The sequence below is a fragment of the Desulfurella multipotens genome, from assembly GCF_900101285.1.
GTDB lineage: Bacteria > Campylobacterota_A > Desulfurellia > Desulfurellales > Desulfurellaceae > Desulfurella > Desulfurella acetivorans.
This window is the reverse complement of sequence record NZ_FMYU01000003.1, coordinates 83,291-99,965: the sequence shown is the minus strand read 5'-3', so window position 1 is coordinate 99,965 and position 16,675 is coordinate 83,291. Positions and strand designations below refer to the sequence as shown.

The 16,675-nt window shown below is 30.2% G+C and carries 17 protein-coding genes; 4 read left to right on the top strand and 13 right to left on the bottom strand.

The window, feature by feature from the left end; translation table 11 throughout:
- Positions 1 to 11 precede the first annotated feature (11 nt).
- A complete protein-coding gene (locus tag BLQ93_RS02560) occupies positions 12 to 866 on the bottom strand; it encodes an HDOD domain-containing protein (protein WP_143338664.1) in 855 nt (284 codons plus the stop codon).
- Between the two features lie 71 nt (positions 867 to 937).
- Between BLQ93_RS02560 and BLQ93_RS02555 the strand changes: the two genes are divergently transcribed.
- Positions 938 to 1,708, top strand: a complete 771-nt coding sequence (locus BLQ93_RS02555) for a tetratricopeptide repeat protein (RefSeq protein ID WP_092127981.1) — start codon at positions 938 to 940, stop codon at positions 1,706 to 1,708.
- On the opposite strand, the gene BLQ93_RS02550 is transcribed toward BLQ93_RS02555, so the two are convergent.
- The 12 genes from BLQ93_RS02550 to BLQ93_RS02495 form a co-directional block, all read right to left on the bottom strand.
- Entirely contained in the window at positions 1,668 to 3,101 is a 1,434-nt protein-coding gene (locus BLQ93_RS02550; RefSeq protein ID WP_092127979.1) for a ComEC/Rec2 family competence protein, read from the bottom strand. The two genes, BLQ93_RS02555 and BLQ93_RS02550, sit on opposite strands and share 41 nt — an antisense overlap.
- Positions 3,098 to 3,889, bottom strand: a complete 792-nt coding sequence (gene amrB, locus BLQ93_RS02545; RefSeq protein WP_025392123.1) for an AmmeMemoRadiSam system protein B — start codon at positions 3,887 to 3,889, stop codon at positions 3,098 to 3,100. Before amrB ends, BLQ93_RS02550 begins: the two co-directional genes overlap by 4 nt.
- Complete coding sequence (locus BLQ93_RS02540; RefSeq protein ID WP_025392124.1) at positions 3,882 to 4,145, bottom strand: phasin family protein; 264 nt, start codon at positions 4,143 to 4,145, stop codon at positions 3,882 to 3,884. Before BLQ93_RS02540 ends, amrB begins: the two co-directional genes overlap by 8 nt.
- Position 4,146: 1 nt before the next feature.
- On the bottom strand, positions 4,147 to 6,735 hold the full coding sequence (alaS, locus tag BLQ93_RS02535; protein ID WP_092127977.1) for an alanine--tRNA ligase: 2,589 nt from the start codon (positions 6,733 to 6,735) through the stop codon (positions 4,147 to 4,149).
- Positions 6,732 to 7,142 carry a regulatory protein RecX gene (locus BLQ93_RS02530; RefSeq protein WP_092127975.1) on the bottom strand — a complete coding sequence of 137 codons (411 nt, stop codon included), beginning with the start codon at positions 7,140 to 7,142 and terminating at the stop codon, positions 6,732 to 6,734. Before BLQ93_RS02530 ends, alaS begins: the two co-directional genes overlap by 4 nt.
- Positions 7,142 to 8,212 (bottom strand): type IV pilus twitching motility protein PilT, encoded by a 1,071-nt coding sequence (locus BLQ93_RS02525; RefSeq protein ID WP_245670436.1) that lies wholly within the window; start codon positions 8,210 to 8,212, stop codon positions 7,142 to 7,144. The genes BLQ93_RS02530 and BLQ93_RS02525 overlap by 1 nt, the downstream gene beginning before the upstream one ends.
- Positions 8,199 to 9,215: a recombinase RecA gene (recA, locus tag BLQ93_RS02520; protein WP_025392128.1), complete on the bottom strand. Its 1,017-nt coding sequence runs from the start codon at positions 9,213 to 9,215 to the stop codon at positions 8,199 to 8,201. The genes BLQ93_RS02525 and recA overlap by 14 nt, the downstream gene beginning before the upstream one ends.
- Positions 9,216 to 9,279: 64 nt before the next feature.
- The gene (locus BLQ93_RS02515) at positions 9,280 to 11,037 is read right to left on the bottom strand and encodes an acetate--CoA ligase (protein WP_092127973.1); all 1,758 of its coding nucleotides are present in this window, start codon (positions 11,035 to 11,037) and stop codon (positions 9,280 to 9,282) included.
- A 72-nt stretch (positions 11,038 to 11,109) separates the two neighbouring features.
- Positions 11,110 to 12,207 carry a polysaccharide deacetylase family protein gene (locus BLQ93_RS02510; RefSeq protein WP_092127971.1) on the bottom strand — a complete coding sequence of 366 codons (1,098 nt, stop codon included), beginning with the start codon at positions 12,205 to 12,207 and terminating at the stop codon, positions 11,110 to 11,112.
- On the bottom strand, positions 12,200 to 13,150 hold the full coding sequence (locus tag BLQ93_RS02505; RefSeq protein ID WP_092127969.1) for a glycosyltransferase family 9 protein: 951 nt from the start codon (positions 13,148 to 13,150) through the stop codon (positions 12,200 to 12,202). The genes BLQ93_RS02510 and BLQ93_RS02505 overlap by 8 nt, the downstream gene beginning before the upstream one ends.
- Positions 13,147 to 14,169, bottom strand: coding sequence for a lipopolysaccharide heptosyltransferase II (waaF, locus tag BLQ93_RS02500; protein WP_092127967.1), 1,023 nt, complete (start codon positions 14,167 to 14,169; stop codon positions 13,147 to 13,149). The genes BLQ93_RS02505 and waaF overlap by 4 nt, the downstream gene beginning before the upstream one ends.
- Positions 14,166 to 14,909 carry a glutaredoxin family protein gene (locus BLQ93_RS02495; protein ID WP_092127965.1) on the bottom strand — a complete coding sequence of 248 codons (744 nt, stop codon included), beginning with the start codon at positions 14,907 to 14,909 and terminating at the stop codon, positions 14,166 to 14,168. Before BLQ93_RS02495 ends, waaF begins: the two co-directional genes overlap by 4 nt.
- Positions 14,910 to 14,989: 80 nt before the next feature.
- Here BLQ93_RS02495 and BLQ93_RS02490 point away from each other — a divergent pair, with 80 nt between their 5' ends.
- Genes BLQ93_RS02490 through minE form a run of 3 tightly spaced genes read left to right on the top strand, consistent with a single transcriptional unit; the run spans position 14,990 to position 16,672 of the window.
- The gene (locus BLQ93_RS02490) at positions 14,990 to 15,631 is read left to right on the top strand and encodes a septum site-determining protein MinC (protein WP_025392134.1); all 642 of its coding nucleotides are present in this window, start codon (positions 14,990 to 14,992) and stop codon (positions 15,629 to 15,631) included.
- 4 nt (positions 15,632 to 15,635) lie between these two features.
- Positions 15,636 to 16,430 (top strand): septum site-determining protein MinD, encoded by a 795-nt coding sequence (gene minD / locus BLQ93_RS02485; RefSeq protein WP_025392135.1) that lies wholly within the window; start codon positions 15,636 to 15,638, stop codon positions 16,428 to 16,430.
- A gap of 2 nt (positions 16,431 to 16,432) precedes the next feature.
- The gene (minE, locus tag BLQ93_RS02480) at positions 16,433 to 16,672 is read left to right on the top strand and encodes a cell division topological specificity factor MinE (RefSeq protein ID WP_025392136.1); all 240 of its coding nucleotides are present in this window, start codon (positions 16,433 to 16,435) and stop codon (positions 16,670 to 16,672) included.
- The last annotated feature ends 3 nt before the right edge of the window (positions 16,673 to 16,675 follow it).

The window sequence follows — 16,675 nt, the reverse complement described above, 5'->3', positions numbered from 1 at the left end:
AAAACCTCCATTTAAAAAATATCTTTTGAAAAATTTATTCTTGCTAATATTTCTTGCAAAAAATCATCCATATTATCAATACGGATTTTTAAAAAATTAAACGATTCTAGGTCTTGCAAAGGAACAGCTCTATAAGGCTTTATCCTTCCAATCGACAGCCAGTTAACTACATAATCAGAAAAATTAACAATAGCTGAAAGTTTGCCTGCATCTGTATCAACAAATTTATCGCTATGGTGAAGATAGATTGCCTCAACAATCAAATTATCAAAGTTCCATAAACCCAGTAATTCTTTTGCTACATCACAATGATTAAAACCATACAATTCATTTTCTAATTTTATACTCAATAAATTATCGTTGGAATCAACCTGTTTTATTACAGTTTCATATCTTATTAGTTTACTTTTATACATAACTGTTTTGCCTATATCGTGTAGTAAACCTGCTACATAACTTACGTTTTCATTAAATAAATTAAACTTAAAGCTAATTGCTTGTGCACATGTAGCTACGCCAATCATATGTTCCCATAAAAGTTTATCAAACTCATCATAGTCTTTGAATATTGATCTTGCACTAATGGTTAAAACTAACCTTTTTACACTTTCTAAACCAATAATTGATATAGCATGCATTAGGTCTGTAACTTTATTTTTAACACCATAAAAAGGAGAATTAGCCAATCTTATTAGAGTAGCTGCTATATATGAATCATGCGAAACCACTTTGGATAAACTATAAATACTGACATTTTCATCGTTTAAAAGATTGAGTATTTGATTTGCAGCTTGAGGAAAAGCTTCTAAATGAACTTGCTCAATCATGTTTTGTATTAAAAATCTTTTTTCTTGTTCTAAAGCCACCAATAAACACTCCTTATTAATATTGTTACTTGCAAATTATACACAATTCAAGTATAATTTACAATTGAAATATGAGAAAGATTGCAATTGTTTTAATTTTATTAGTTAGTTTTTCTATAGTATCGTGTCAAACTATGCCTTCAAGTACACAAAGCGATGGTAGTAAAGTAGCTCAAATATACTATGAAATGGCAAAAAATATCATAGTAAATAAAGATTATTCTAAACTTTCCGAAGCTTTTGTTTATCTCAATAAAGCAAAAGATATTGAACCATCAAATCCTAATATTTACTTTATTTACGCTTTAGCTTATAGGCTTAAAAAAGATGATAACACAGCAAAACAATATTTGGAAAAAACTATTAATTTAGATAAAAATTACTATGATGCATACAATGAATTAGGTGTAATTTATTATGAAGAAGGTAATTATTCAAAAGCAAAAGAGTTATTTGATAAACTTATTGACACACTTACTTATCCAAATATCGATGTGGCATATTATAACCGTGCTATTTTGTATTTGACGCTAAAAGAAAATCATAAAGCAGTAAACGACTTAGAAAGCGCCATAATGTACTCTGACTACAAAAATCCTCTATACTGGCAAAAACTTATAGAAGTGTATTTAAATGAAAATAATTACCAAAAAGTACTTATTGTGGCTCAAGAAATGGAAAGCCATTTAGGTCCATCCGATTACATACATTACATAAAAGCGTTATGTTATTATCATTTAGGCTTATTTGATCAAGCAAAAGATTCTTTATCAAAAATAAATAATCAAGATAATTACTTTTCTATTGAGAAAGATTTGCTTTTGAAAAAGATGCAGCGCTAATTTTACTTACTATCAATTCAACTAAAGCAATTAAAACAATGTATAAAAGCACCACAACTACGTTATTAATAGGGTTTATATGAATTATTTTTGTAAGATTGCTCAAAAAAACCAATATTTGAAAATAAATTTTGATTACAAAATCAAAAATAGCAAAAAATGGCCATTTAAAATAATATGGTAAAAAAGTAAATACAATACTCAAAAACGACATAGGCATTATTAAAAAACCAAAATAAGGATCAAGGATTAGGTTTGAAACAAAACTTGTTGTAGAAACATATCCAAAATAATAAACTGACAGTGGTATTGAAAATACACTCATGCAAAAACTAAAAACAAAAAATGCATACAATTTTTTTAATTTCAGCCTTTGAATTACAAATGCAGTGTAAATAGCAAAAAATGTCATTACAAAAGATAAAACAAAAGAAATATCACTAAAAATTTCAAATCCATAAAAAATAAAAAATAGAGTTGCAACAAAAAATAATATATTATAAGCATTTTTCTGCAAACCAAATATCATTGATAAAACAAAAAGCATAATCATAATAAAAGAGCGCACAGCAGGAATCTGTCCACCGCTTATACTAAAATATACCAATGTAGATACGATACCAAAAATAGATGAAATAATTTTTAAATTGTACCGTTGGTATATTGATTTTATATTTGAAACAATCTTGAAAAATAAAAAGTAAAATATAGCAAAAGCAAAACTCATATGTACACCGGAAACACTCAAAATGTGAATAGTTTGAGTATTTTTAAAATAATCTATAATAGGAAAGAGACGTTTTGTATCCCCAAAGACTGCAGCTTCTATCAATCTATCATGCGGATCTTTTAAAAAATAATAGTTTTCAGTTATGATTTTTCGTCTAAAATTATCTAGCATATTGCCAGTTGACAAACATTTTGCATAATAAGCAAATCCGTAATAATAAATACCTTTACTTTTTAAGAAATCTCTAAAATCATCATCTTTTAGCGCATCAATGCTTTTGATTTTAGCATAAAATAGGTATTTGCCACTATCGTTTATTGTATATTTTTTTGGTACATACAAAAAAACATTTTTAGAACTTTCGCTTCTTGCAATAACACTCAAAAATCTACTTTGTTCTTTTACCGATATTATTTTAGCTTTAAATTCACTGTCTTGTTCGAAATTTAGTGGCAAGGTTTGACTTTTTTTAAAAGCAAAAACCAAAATTACTAAAAATGCAGTTAAAATAATTAGTTTAAACCTAAATATTGCAATTGTAAAAGCTATAAGACTAAAAATTAGTAAAGAACTTTTTGTAAGAAAAAAATAAGTACTTAATATCCCGCTTAAAACAAAAGCAAATGGATATTGCCAAAGGATTTTGGAGATTTTCGATCTCATTGAATTAAAATACTTGCATATCCTACAGTTTGGTCCATTTGTCCATTTACATCAAAACTCGTTTTATGCTCAATTAGCTTTGCATTTTTAGCACCAAGATCTTTGCTTGCTACAAGCGCTGCATAAGCAATATTGGCACCACACATTGAAATATCGTATTTTTCAATAGTATTTGCAAATTCATTTTCAGATAGAGAAAGAATTTTTTCTATTGCTAAATTATCTTTATAAATGGTTGTTTTTTGATCTTCATAATGATTAAAATCACTACTTACAATAATTAAAGCATTTTTTGACTTTAAAGCATTGCTAAGCAAATGCCCAAATTCTGCCAATATATTCCAATCAGCTGTTCCAACAACAATAGGTACAATACAAAAATTATTTTTATTTGTAAATTGTATAAATGGTAACTGTACCTCAATGCTATGCTCTTTTATATGAGCCAGACTATCTTTTTTAACCAAATAACTTTTTGTTATTTCGTTAATTATTGACTCGCATGGCTTTATTTTGCCAAGTGGCGTTTCGTATATTCCATCAAATACAGATATATATTCTCCAAGTCCAGTGTGGTTTGGTCCTAGAACAACATATATGTCATATGGTTCGATAATACTGTATGCTTTTGCTGCAATATAGCCACTATAAACATATCCAGCATGCGGTACAATTATAGCTTTTGGCTTATACAATGGTTTATAATCAATTACACTATTTAGATATTCTATAAGCTCAATCTTGTCTGATGGGTAAAAATAACCAGCTACAATAGGCTTTCTATTCATGTTTAAAGTTTTTAAGTTCCTGTCTTAATTTTTCTATATCCTCTTTTGTTGCCATCCCAATTTTAGAAAAAAATTCATTCAAAGATTCTGATATAATTTTGTCAATATCTTCTTTCTTTTTTGTTACTTCAGAACTAATATACTCGCTTACATTTTTTTCTTTTAATATGCTTTTGCCATCTTCAATTGCTTTTGTTATTTTCTGGTTTATGTTGTATGCCAAACCAACACCTGCATAAAATAAATCTTTTAGCATACTATTCCTCCTTTTTATAAAGCGATTCATCAAAAACAAGTTCTTTATTTATTTTATCAATACTTACACCCGCCTGGGCGTATTGTTCTTTTCCGCCACCTTTCGCTCCAAATTTTTTGCAAATATTTTTAATAATTTCATTAGCTTTAAAATAATTTTTACATTCACCACTTACCATACATACAATATAAACCTTTTCTTCAAATTTTCCATACAAGACTACAACAATATCTTTTACACGATTTTTTACTGCATCACCATATTTTTTTAGCATTTCGATATTGCCTTCAACAAAATCAATATAAAAATTGCACATATCTATGTTTTTTATTTTTTCTTGGTTAAATTCAATCTTAAAGGTTTTTGATTTTTCTTTTGGTTGTTGTTTTAATTCTGTTATTTTTTTAGGAAGTTCATCAACATTTGTTGATAATTCCTTTAAAACAAAATTTAGTGCTTTTTCCAGTTTTAAAACATGGTCGTATGCAGACATACCAACTTTTGCTTCGATTCTTCTTACGCCTTTAGATAGTGCTTCTTCTGAAATAATTTTGAAAAATCCTATTTCTCCAGTATTTTTAACATGAGTACCACCACACAGCTCTCTACTAACATTACCCATTTCCACAACACGCACAAATTCATCGTATTTTTCACTAAATAATGCTATGGCACCTGATTCAATTGCGTCTTTAGTATTCATAATTGTAGTCTTAACAGGGTATGCTTCCTGTATCCAGCTATTTACTATGATTTCTATATCTTTAATTTCTTCTTCTGTAAGTTTAAAATTATGTGTAAAATCAAACCTAAGTCTTGTTGGTTCAACTAAAGAACCAGCTTGCTTAACATGATTTCCAAGCCTCCTAATAAGAGCAGAATCAAGCAAATGAACTGCACTATGGTGACGCGCTATATCTTTTCTTCTAGCAACGTTAATACTCAATGTATAGCTTTTGTCTTTTTCAAATTCGCCTTCTAAAATTTCAACTTTATGAATAAAATACTTATCTAAATGTTTAAAAACATCTGATACATAAGCTTTTGAAGTTTCAGAAAAAATAAATCCGCTATCTGCAACTTGACCACCACTTGTTGCATAAAATGGCGTTTTATCAAAAACAAAATAAGCAATTTCTTTAGCATTAACAACGTTTTTATTGTTAAAATTCAAATCAAATATTGCTATTAAGTGTCCTTTGTATTCTAAATTATCGTACCCTACAAATTCTGTAGGCTCTAAGTCTCTAAGAGCTAAAGCCAAACTGTCTTTTAAATCTATATTCATACTAAAGCTTGACTTTGACTTTTGTCTTTGTGTTTCTAGGTGTCTATTAAAACCCTCAATATCGACAAAAATATTTTGTTCTTTTGCTATATCAAGTGTTAAATCGATTGGAAAACCATATGTATCGTATAATTTAAAAGCTTTTTGTCCATCCAAGATATTATTTGACCTATCAACAAGTTTATCAAATAAAGCAAGTCCTTCTTCAAGCGTATTTAAAAATTGCTCTTCTTCCAGTTTTATAGTATTTTTAACAAATATTTGATTTTGAACAATCTCAGGGTAAATATCACCAAGAGATTCATTTACGCTATCAACAAGTTTAAACAAAAACGGTTCTCTTGCACCTAATTTTGTACCAAACCTCATAGCTCTTCTTATAATTTTTCTTAACACATAACCTCTGCCTTCTTTATCTGGCAATACTCCATCAGCTATTAAAAAATCCATAGCTCTTAGGTGGTCTGCTATTACTCTAAGGGCTACATCTGTACTTTCATTATTTTTATATTCAACAGAAAAATAATCACATACACTATGTATAATCGGGATAAACAGATCTGTATCAAAATTGCTGTAAACACCTTCTAATACTGCGCTTATTCTCTCAAGACCCATACCTGTATCAATACTTGGTTTTGGAAGTGGGGTAAGTTTACCATCTATTGACCTATCAAATTGCATAAAAACTAAATTCCATATCTCTAAAAATCTATCGCAATCACATTCTATAGAGCATTCAGGACGTCTACAACCTACATTTTCTCCTTGATCTATGTGTATTTCTGAACACGGTCCGCATGGTCCTGTATCACCCATTGACCAGAAGTTATCTTTTTCGCCCATTCTAACGATGCGAGACGCATCAACACCTTCTTGTTTGTGCCATATTTCAAAAGCTTCATCATCTTCTTTAAAAATTGTAATCCAAAGCTTTTCTTTGGGTAAACCATAAACATTTGTAACTAAATCCCATGCATAATGTATAGCTTCTTTTTTAAAATAGTCACCGAATGAAAAATTACCCAGCATCTCAAAAAATGTGTGATGCCTTGCAGTGTAGCCTACATTTTCCAAATCATTATGCTTGCCACCTGCCCTTACGCATTTCTGAGAACTACAGGCTCGTGTATAATTCCTCTTTTCGTTACCCAAAAATACATTTTTAAATTGCACCATCCCTGCATTTGTAAAAAGCAAAGTAGGGTCATTTTGTGGTACCAGCGAAGAACTTTTCACACGAGTGTGAGAGTTTTTTTCAAAATACTCTAAAAAAGTTTCCCTTACAATTTTTGAATTCATAATTTATCCTCATACTTGTAAATTAAATTTTTAATGTCACTACTATCAAAGCCTCTATTTATTAAAAATGCGTATATTTTTTGTTTTTTATTATCCTTTATTTTTTGAATCTTACTTAAAAAAATCTCTTCTAATTTGCTATTTGAAAATTCTAAATTATTTAAAATATCTTCACTTATACCCTTATTTTTTAAGTGAAATAAAATTTTATACTTACCATAGCCTTCGTTTTGCTTTTTGTTTTTATAATCTATGGCATATTCCAAGTCATTTAGATAATTAAGTTCTTTTAATCTATTAATAATGGGTTCTGGATCAATGCCTTTTTTTTCAAGTTTTTCCTGCAGTTCTTTTGAAGTATATCGTTTTTTTGATATCAACTTAAATGCGTAATCTAAGCCTTCCACTAATAAATGCCTTTAAACTTCAAAGATAGGTCATTTGGATTGTTGGCAAATTCCAAAGCGCTCTCAATGCTAATTAGTCCTTTATTGTAAAGTTCCATTAAAGAAAAATCAAATGTACGCATTCCGTTAGTGCCTAAAATTAATGCTTTAGATAAATCAGAGCTTTTTTGTGGATCTAATATAGCCTGTCTAACAAAATCTGTACCCAAAAGTATTTCTGTAGCAACAACCCTTGACCTTTCTTTTGATGTGCTTTTTATTAGCCTTTGAGAAATCACTGCTTCAATAACGTTTGATAGCTGACTTCTAATTTGTTTTTGGTCTTTATAATCAAATGTTGACACAATTCTATTTACGGTTTCTGTAGCATTTAAAGTATGAAGTGTTGACAAAACCAAATGTCCAGTTTCTGCAGCTTCAAGTGCAATTTTAATAGTTTCACTATCTCGCATTTCTCCAACCATAATTACATCTGGGTCTTCTCTTAAAGCACCTCTTAGTCCCCATGCAAAATCAATACAGTCAAAACCTACCTGTCTTTGGATAACTATACTTTTTTTATCATTAAAGATATACTCAATTGGATCCTCTATTGTAATAATATTTTTTGCTTTTTGTTCATTTATTAGCTCAATCATAGAAGCAAGCGTAGTTGACTTACCACTACCTGTTACACCAGTAATCAAAACCAAACCTCTGGGCTTTAGAGCAATCTCTCTTACAACATCTGGTAAACCTAATTCTTCAAGTGTCGGTATATTATATGGTAAAAACCTGAATACAGCAGCATAAGAGCCGCGTTGATAAAATACATTAACCCTGAATCTACCAATACCTTCCAAGCCATATCCTATATCAATTTGTCTGTTTTTTATCAGTTTATCCATTTGGTAACTTGTTAAATCAAGTGTATCCAAAATAGATTCGAAATCATTTGCAGAAATTATATCAAAATTACTTTCCTGAATATCACCTGCTATTCTATATTTTGGTTTTGTACCTACCTTCAAATGAATATCAGATGCTTTATTCTCTATAGCATCTTTTAAAACTTCTTTAATCTGCAACATCTTCTTTTTTTTGCGTAAAACAATTTAATTTTGTTTTGATTTCGTCTATAAGATTATTCAGTAGGTCAGGATTTTCTTTTAGAAAATCCCTTGCATTGTCTCTGCCTTGACCTAAACGCTGATTTTGATAGGCAAACCAAGATCCGCTTTTTTCTACAATTTCATGATTAACAGCTAAATCAAGTGCATCTCCAATATAATCTATACCTTTGCCGTATATGATATCAACTTCTGCCTCTTTGAATGGCGGTGCTACTTTGTTTTTAACTATTTTCACTTTAGTGCGATTGCCAACAATATCTTGGCCTTGTTTTATGTTATTTACTTTTCTAATATCAATTCTAACAGAAGCGTAAAATTTTAGCGCATTGCCACCAGTTGTTGTTTCTGGATTGCCAAACATAACGCCAATTTTACTTCTTATTTGATTCAAAAAAATTATGGCAGTATTCGTTTTGCTTATAGCACCTGTTAGTTTTCTCAACGCTTGACTCATCAGTCTAGCCTGCAAACCCATATGGGCATCACCCATATCTCCTTCAATTTCAGCTTGTGGTACAAGAGCTGCAACAGAATCAAGTACGATAATATCTACTGCATTGCTTCTAACTAGCGTATCAATAATTTCAAGTGCCTGTTCTCCAGAATCAGGCTGACTAATTAAAAGATTATCAACATCTACACCTAAATTTTTCGCGTACTCTACATCTAAAGCATGTTCTGCATCTACAAACGCAGCGATACCACCTTCTTTTTGAGCATTTGCAACACAATGCAAAGCAAGTGTAGTTTTACCACTTGATTCCGGTCCATAAATTTCTGTTATTCTACCTCTTGGTATTCCACACACGCCTATTGCGTAATCAATAGATAGCGAGCCTGTTGGTATAACATCTATTTTAACTGCTTCGTGTTCACCAAGTTTCATTAATGAACCCTTGCCAAAACGTTTTTCTATACTTGATATGGCAACTTTTAACGATTCCAGTTTCTTTTCATCCATACAATCTCCCCTTTTGATATTTTACAATATTTACAAAATATTTTCAATTCAATGTTGAAAAAAATTAGCTTCTTCTAAGATTTAATTCATCTGCAAAATCTGACTCTTTGAATTCAAATTCACCTCTTATGCCTTTTTTTCTTAATTCTTGATCGTAAGCTTTTAAATCTTTTCTCATAACTTTAGCACTTATTGTTTTTGGAAATGCGCTCATAAACTCAATTACCCTTGGCCTTTTATATGGTGCCATATGGTCTCTTATAAATCTAAAAATATCTAATGCCATTTCTTTTGAAGCTATATAATCGGGTTTCAACACTATAAATGCTTTTGGCACAATTCTGTCTTTTTCATCTACAGTTGGTATTACGCCTACTTCTAAAACTGCATGGTGAACCATAATTTCACTTTCTACTTCAAACGGACTTATCCTATAATCAAGACTCTTGAATACATCGTCTGCTCTGCCAACAAAATAAAAATAACCATCCTCATCTATAGAAGCTACATCACCGGTTAAATAATAACCACCTTTAAAAATTGCCGCATTCTTTTCTGGATCACCTAAAGCCGTCAATAAACCAAGTGGTTTTACAGGATAAATTTTAACGGCAAGCTGACCGTCTTCTTTTGGTTTAACTGGATCAAGAAATTCATTTAATGCAAAAAGCTCATAGCCCGGTGCGGTTTTGCCCATAGAACCTTCTTTAATAGGCTCTCCAATAAAATTTCCCACCATAGCAGTGCTTTCTGTTTGACCATAACCTTCCCTTAAATCGATATTTAATTTTTCTTTTACCTTTTTTATTATTTCTGGGTTTAGTGGCTCTCCTGCACTTACAAGTTGCTTTAGAGAAAATTTATATTGACTTAAATCTTCAATTAAAAACAATTTCCAAACACTCAGTGGCGCACAAAGCGTTGTTACTTTATATTTTTCTATTGCAGATAAAACTTTTTTAGCATTAAATTGCTTATATCGATAAGTAAAAATAGTGCTTTGAGCGTTCCACGGTGCATAAAAACTACTCCAAGCATGTTTTGCCCAACCTGGTGCGCTAATATTGTAATGAATATCGCCTTTTTTGCAACCAATCCAGTAAGTTGTTGTTAAGTGGCCAACTGGATAATGATGAGAATGCATAACAAGCTTTGGTTTTGCAGTTGTGCCGGAAGTAAAAAAAGAATACATTTCATCTGTAGAGTACGTTATAAATGTAGGTACGTATTCATCTTTGTATTTATCTACTTCTTTGTAATTAAACCAGAGTGGTACTTTATCCGAATCTTCTTCCAAAACCGTATCCAATGGATCTCCAACATTTATTCGAGCGACCAAATCAAATAATGCTTCCTTTGCTTTCATTACCTTATCTACATATTCACTGTTAACGAATAAAAACTTTATATTTGCCGATTTAATCCTATCTGCTACATCTTCGGGAGGCAACATTGTAGCAGCTGGTATAATTACGCCACCTGCTTTCATCAAACCAAGTAAAATTTCATACAAATACACCGAGTTTTCCATCATAATCATGGCTCTATCGCCTTTTTGCAAACCTAAATCCTTAAAAAAATTCGCAGCTTGATTAGAACGTCTTCTCATCTCATCAAATGTAACCTTTTTTTCTAAACCATTTTCATCTGCACAAATTAGTGCCACATCGTTATTATCTTTTGCAATATAATCAAAATAGTCTAATGCCCAATTGAATTTAACCAAATGAGGCCATTTAAATTCTTTTTTGCATGTATTGTAATCAGGTCCACTTAAAATAAAATCCCTAAGCTTCAAGAACTCCGATAATTCTTTTTTCATAAAAACCCCCTTTTTTAATTAGTTTATATTTAATAGTAGTATACATAAAAAGCATAATATGTCAATAAAAAACTATTTTTTTAAGTAAGAGTAAACTCTGGCTAAAAGAGGACTTGAATACATTTGCAAACGCATTTTAAACCAATTTAGATCAGACTTCCAAACCCTAAACCTCTTTATCTCAAGCACATTAGATCCAACTATATTCGCTCCTGTTTTAGTTGTAAATAAATATTTAAACCCAGCCTCTTTTGCTGCTTTTATACTAATCTCATCGTATGCACCCCACGGCCATGCAAATGAATATGTTTTTCTTTTAATTTCTGTTTCAAGTTCACCTTTTACAAGTTTTAATTCTCTCAAAACCCTCATGTATCTTTGTTCATCCGTTTCAAATACACCAATTGAACCTTTTTCTTGTCTATAATTTTCAACAATCTCGTCAAGTTCTCTTTTGTAGTTTTCTTTTTTAAAAAAATCCAAGTAACCATTATCCAAAACATGCTTGTGCAACATATCGTTTAAATCTTTGTCAGGAATAAATTCATTGTAAGCAAACTCAGGCTTTCTGTCAAAATCAAGTGTACCATACCTTTTGTCACCTGCTACATCACCAAAATATGATAGTTTTTCTCTTGGTCTATTGTAGCCAATAATTTTATCGCTTGCATACACCTTTTGATGCATTTTAGAGTGAGGTAAAACTTTTATTATTCCACTTTTGTCCATAAAACGCACTTCGCTCCAGCATAGTTTACTTTCTACTTTATGTCTAAAACCATCAATTATAGCATATTGCGCTTCACACTTTGGTAGTTTATCCATTTGAATTTTACCAGCATACACATCATCTAAATTAAAACCTAAAGACTCTTCTTCTTCTACATTCCATGTAACCAAAAAAAGTAAGGCTTTAAAACCATATTTTTTAAGTAAAGGATATGCCCACACCCAAGTATCTAAATACCCATCATCAAATGTTATAACAACAGCCTTTTGCCAATCTTTTTTGCCTTCAATCATATATTGAGCCAGTTCTTCATCGTCTATACTTACATAGCCTTCCTGTTTTAAATATTTCAAATGTTCTTCAAATACTTCTGGGCTAATAGATAAAACATCGTTATCGTAATTTATATGGTGATATAGTAATACTGGTACACTAAACATTGTTTTCCTCCAATAAACTTTTAACAGCTAAAAAAACCTCTTGTGGATGAATGTCTTTCATACATCTAAAATGACCCTCTTTGCAAACATTGCCCCCATGCAGGTGACACGGTCTGCAATCAAGTTGTTTTTCTATTATAACAGATTTTGTTCGTGGATAAAACCCAAATTCTTTCACAGTTGGCCCAAAAATAGCAACAATTGGTATATTGCAGGCGCTTGCAATATGCATTAAACCTGAATCATTTGTAACGAAAACATCGCACAAACCTATTTTATTTACAAGCTCACTTAAAGATAAAGCACCAGTGTAATTTTTTATACTATATGGGAGTTTATCGAAATCTTCTGATAGAATTTTTTCTTGTTTGGACCCAAAAATAAAAAATGTTTTTTCTGAAAAATAAGCATCTAAAAGCTTAATCAGTTCTATAAAACTTTGCTTTGGCCACATTTTGTTTTTCCATGCAGCAAAAGGCGCTATACCAATTATTAATTCCTTATTTTTTTGTTTTTTGCAAGTTAGTTTCGGGTAACCTTCTTTTTTGCCAATAAGGCTTAAATAATCTTCTATAATATCTTTTTGTTTTTTTTCTTTTATAAAATTGAAAGGAAATCGTGACTTGTATAAAATTTTTAACCTATACAACCTGTGTTTTGGTACCCTATATACTTTGCCTTTTAGTTTGGTTGATATCAAAAAACTTCTAAGATTAACCTGCAAATCGTATATTGCATCAAATTTTATGTTCTTTAAACATTTTATTTGATTAAAATCCAATACTTTGTCAACAAAATCTATATTTTTAAATAAATCAATAAAGGCTTTTTTTGTTACATAAAAGATCTTGCTATCTGGGTACTTTTTCTTTAACTCTTCAATAAAAGCTGTTGTTAAAACAATATCTCCAAGTGAGCTTAAGCGAATAATACAAAAGTTCATCCCAAAAACTCTATAGCTGTTTTAAATACTTCCTGAGGAATGATGCGCATCATACAATCAAAATGAGATTTTTTGCATGAATTGCCTCCATGTGTGCCACATGGTCTACAGTCTAAATCTTTTATTTCAAAGATCGCTTTTTTTTCACTCAAAGAATAAAAACCAAATTCTGGCAATGTTGGACCATATATTTCAATCGTTGGGATATTAAAAGCAGATGCAATGTGTACAGGTGCCGAATCGTTTGAAATAAGCAAATTTGCTTTTGAGATTACAGCAAAAAGTTCTTTTAAAGTTGTTTGACCCATTAAATTAACAATATTTTTTCTATTATTTTTTATATATTCTCCGATATTAATATCTTTTTGAGTACCAACCAATACTATCAAATACCCGCTTTGCTCAAGCATAAAAGCTAATTCTTTGTAATATTCTTTTGGCCATCTCTTTGTTGGCCAGGCTGAAACTGGGTTAATAACAACAATCCTTTTTGTATGATTAATAGAATAAGCTTCCAGCACACCATTTATAAGTTTTTCATCATCTTTTGAAAAAAACAAATTTATTTTTCTAATCAAATCTTTTTCCTCAAAATCCAATAACGTAAGCAATGCAAGGTTCTTATCGATTTGATGTGGCATAGATTCCACGCTGATTGTATTTGTATATAAAAAACTTAGAGAAACACTTGATGGTGCAATACGACATCCGGCTCTACTAAAGTAACTAATAATTGCCGTTCTTGCACTTGGATGAGGTGTAACTATGCAGTCAAAACCAATGCTTTTTAATAGTTTAATTTTTTTTATCATACTAAATATATCATTTTCTAAACCATGCTTATCATACAAAATAATCTTATCTATATTTGGATTAAGCGTGTAAACATCTTTGTTTTGTGGAATCGTAAGAACAAAAACTTCTGCATTTTTATGTTTGTTTTTTATTGAATCCGCTATAGGTACACTAAGTATTGCATCGCCTAAAAACGCTGTTTGAATAACTAGGAATCGTTTCATTTCGTACAATTATTACCTATTATGCATGTTTGGTTTTCGTTAAAAAAATTGTAATTAATATTGGGCTTAGGTTTAGAAAAATATTTTTCAATATTTTCTTGTCCTACTATAAATTTCTTTTGATCTTTTAAATTCACAAAAAGAACTGGTACCTGGTTAATACCGATATTATTTAAAAAATTTTTATATTCATTCACATTGTATAAATTTACATTGATATGAGCATTTTTTAAAAAAGCAATAGTTCTTTCACAATGTGGACAAGTTTTAGAGTAAAATAAATCATACCCGTAACTTAGAGGAGAAAGGTTAGGCATTACAAGATAGCCTACAAAAAAAACGCTTATGAAACTGACAAACGCAAAAATCATTAAATAGTGTTTTTGTATCAACCTTACAATCACTATAATTAAAAAAATCAAAAAAATTGAAAAACAAAAATAACAAATAACCTTTAAAGAAAAAATCTGAAAAGATAAAAGTAAGCCTTCACTTGATAATGCAGCTATCAAAATCGCGTCAATTAGGTGCTCTTTTAATCTCAATTTTGATAGCTCAAGCAATATTAAGCTCAAAAAAGTAACCACACCAATTAAAATTAATATAGATTCGCCGTATCTAACATAATTTGCAACCAATTTACAAGAATATGCATCACACAGGCTTTTATTAAAAAAAGATAAAACAAGTTCTATAAAAGATAAAGTAAAGCCTAAAAAATAAACAACAATTTTTTTCACGCTACAAAGTATACATAAAGAGCTTTCAATTTTCAATAATTCTTGAAAATATTATTATTTTATGGTATTTATAAAATGCCATGGAAAATTTAGCAATAAAAGGTAGAAACTATTTAGGTTACGAAATACAAATAGACAAATCCAGCTCAAATGAAGAAATTATTAATTTTTTTAATAGCCATCTAATAAAAAATATTGAATTTTTTAAGAATTCCATACTTACTATAAAACTAGACTCACAAAGAAACATAGATTTTGCAATAGATTATTTAAAAAAACATAATTTATATATAAACGCAATTTATATAGATAATACAAAAACTGTAAATAACCTTGATGTACCTACTTTAACGCAAGCCATTACACACCCAAATTCTGTGGTATTCAAAGGTAATATAAGAAGTGGACAAACACTCGAATCCGATGATAATCTAATAATTATGGGCAATGTGAATAGAGATGCCTATATATATGCCAAAAAAAATATTTTTGTTTTAGGCAGCCTTGAAGGTATACCTCATGCTGGTTTTAAAACTAATAAAGAAGCATTTATATTTGCCTTTGAACTTAATAGTCCCCAAATTCGTATATTTGACTATCTTGCCAAAGCTCCAGATAAACCAAAAAATACTATTAAAAAAGAACCAGAAGTTGCATTTATTGAAAATGATAATATAATTGTACTAGCATATAAAGAATGGTTAAACTATAAAATGGAGTGAGTAAATGGGAAAAGTAATAACTATAACATCCGGCAAAGGCGGTGTTGGAAAATCGACAACAAGCGCAAATATTGCACTTGGTCTTGCACTTGCTGGAAAAAAATGTGTCGCAATTGATCTAGATATTGGTCTTAGAAATCTTGATATGATTTTAGGTTTAGAAAACCGAATAGTATATGATGTTGTAAATGTTATCGAAAATGTGGCCAAAGTTAGTCAAGCCCTCATAAGAGATAAAAGAACAGAAAATCTGTATCTTATAGCAGCTGCCCAAACACGAGATAAATCAGCAGTTAAACCAGAACAGATAGTTAAATTAACAAATGAATTAAAAGAAGAATTTGATTTTATTATTTTAGACTCACCTGCTGGTATTGAAGGGGGATTTAAAAACGCAATGATACCAGCAGACGAAGTATTAATTGTCACAACACCAGAAATTTCTTCTATAAGAGATGCTGATAGAGTTGTAGGCATACTTGAAGCTAATGAGAAAAGAAACATTAAACTTATAATCAACAGAATAAACCCACTTTTAGTAAAAAATGGCGATATGCTCAGTAAAGATGATGTTTTACAAATTCTTAGCATACCGCTTATCGGTCTTGTACCTGAAGACAAAAATATTATAAGCTATACAAATATGGGTGAGCCATCAGTATTACATAAAGATAGCCCATCAGGAAAAGCTTACTTTAATATTGTACGAAGAATTTTGGGTGATAACGTTGAATTCAATGAAATCAAAGAGGAAAAAAAGGGTTTTTTGCAAACAATTATTGGTTTTTTTAAGGAATGAAAATGAGATTGTTGGATTTTTTTACTAAAAGACGAGAATCTGCAAATGTTGCTAAAGACAGATTGCAAATAATACTTGCGCACGAAAGACAGCTCAATAGCGCACCTTTTGTAGAAGATTTAAGAAAAGATTTAATCTCTGTTATATCAAAATATGTTAATATTGATCCAACACGTATAGATGTTAAGTTAGAGCGCGATAATCATCTTGAAATATTGGAAATCAATATACCATTGCGCTAGACA